The sequence below is a fragment of the Xenorhabdus eapokensis genome, assembly GCF_001908105.1.
In genome coordinates this window covers 1-1723 of sequence record NZ_MKGQ01000099.1, presented here as the reverse complement: position 1 = coordinate 1723, position 1723 = coordinate 1, and the positions used below count along the sequence as shown (strand labels likewise).

The following is a 1723-nucleotide window of genomic DNA, read 5'->3' as shown; positions in this document are numbered from 1 at the left end:
AGTTAATTATTCTGATTTATGGGGAATACAATGTCACAGGGCATCTTTACCATTGATATCAAATATGACACCGAGGCATTAAACCAACTGGCATCTCAGTTAGCGCATATCGCTGAACTGATGGATCGCATTCATGGTCGGCGTGAGGTCGGTATGAAGCAGGCGGAATACAAAGACGCTGCCACCATCATCAATGAGATGGAAAAACAATGCGGTTTTGCAGGCAAGATTTTTGTTAAGTCAGCGAAGATAAACCAAGCCCACGATGAATACATTCGCCAGATAGTCCGGGAAGAGCTGCGCCAGTTCGTGAGTCGTGAGAGTGAGCGCGGCGGACTGTTTTCAGCGTGGTGAGGTGACACTATGCCTCCGCGTATCCCCAGAGCTTGCCGCAAGCGTGGCTGCCCCAAGACAACAACCGATCGTAGCGGCTACTGTCCTGACCATCTGCACACAGGCTGGCAGACTCACCAGCAAGGCCAGAACCGACATGCACGCGGCTATGGTAGTCAATGGGACAAGCTACGAGGACGGATTCTTAGGCGAGATAAATACCTGTGTCAGACGTGCTTACGAAATGGTCGGGCAGTAGAAGCCAAGACTGTTGACCATATCATCCCCAAGGCACATGGGGGAACCGATGCAGATAACAATCTATCTTCGATTTGCCATAGCTGCCATAAATTCAAAACAGCCCGCGAACGCCTAAAGCGATTCTAATAATTAGAGGTGAATGTGACTGGATCAATTGATGCAGAGTGCCTGCACGTCTGTAATAAGCTCGTGATGAATACCTGTCAGGTTGAAGGTTGTGAATTAAAAGTGCGTTCTCGCAATAGTCCTTATTGTGAAAAACACTACATGAGAATGCGTCGACACGGCTCTACAGAAAAACGCTCAACATTAAAGCAGGGTAAACTGCAACACTCAGGTGGTTATTTATTGATTTATGCACCCGATCATCCACTGAAAAGAAAAAGTTGCAGGGTTTACGAGCACCGCGCCGTTTACTATCAGCATCATGGTGATGGGCCATTCCGCTGCCATTGGTGTGAGTCTGTTGTGACATGGGATGATATGCATGTGGATCATCTTGATGATTGCAAAACAAATAATATCCCAGAAAATCTTGTAGCCAGTTGTCCGACCTGTAACCAAAAAAGAGGGCACCATAAGGTAGCGCGCGCTATGAGGTTGCGCTCACATAGGCGATACACTGTTCATGGTAAAACGATGTGCTTAAATGAATGGGCTGGATACCTAGGCTTATCATTTGCAACCTTGCAGTGGAGGTTAGATAGGGGCTGGCCAATAGAGAAAGTATTTAGCCCAAGAATAGGCAAAAGCGGACCGCCCAGCAGAAGGAAGCCGAAGGTATACAGTGACCAACTTCACATTTAATTTCAATACATCATTATCACATCAGTAGTCACATGCTGATTAACGCGGCGATGATTTAATTCCAAACTGAAATCATTACTGTCGTCAGGGTCACACGGGGGAGGGGCGGGTGAAATAGCTGCCTCTCTCGCCCCTGAGTACCGCCGCCTTCCCTCTTTTCACATCGCCGCGAAATGCAAACCTTTTTTTGGGCGCCCCAACTGCACCGTTTTACAGGAGAAATCACATGGCAGGACGACCGCCAACCCCGACTCACCTGCGTTTGGTGAGGGGTAACCCATCAAAACGCCCGATTAACGCCAATGAACCGATGCCGGAAAAA

General features: G+C 48.1%; 3 protein-coding genes and 1 pseudogene. All 4 read left to right on the top strand.

Features of this window, described 5'->3' with window-relative positions; genetic code table 11:
* Window positions 1-30: 30 nt before the first annotated feature.
* A complete protein-coding gene (locus Xedl_RS19465; RefSeq protein ID WP_244149775.1) occupies window positions 31-354 on the top strand; it encodes a hypothetical protein in 324 nt (107 codons plus the stop codon).
* 9 nt (window positions 355-363) lie between these two features.
* Window positions 364-720, top strand: coding sequence for an HNH endonuclease (locus tag Xedl_RS19460; RefSeq protein ID WP_074025356.1), 357 nt, complete (start codon window positions 364-366; stop codon window positions 718-720).
* A 15-nt stretch (window positions 721-735) separates the two neighbouring features.
* On the top strand, window positions 736-1401 hold the full coding sequence (locus tag Xedl_RS19455; RefSeq protein WP_208605105.1) for an HNH endonuclease family protein: 666 nt from the start codon (window positions 736-738) through the stop codon (window positions 1399-1401).
* 226 nt (window positions 1402-1627) lie between these two features.
* Window positions 1628-1723: pseudogene (locus Xedl_RS33865) on the top strand (phage terminase small subunit P27 family); the annotation flags it as partial.

Excerpts from the sequence above, each read along its gene's own strand:
- Xedl_RS19465 (WP_244149775.1), top strand. The coding sequence starts at position 31 with ATGTCACAGGGCATCTTTACCATTGATATCAAATATGACACCGAGGCA.
- Xedl_RS19460 (WP_074025356.1), top strand. The coding sequence starts at position 364 with ATGCCTCCGCGTATCCCCAGAGCTTGCCGCAAGCGTGGCTGCCCCAAG.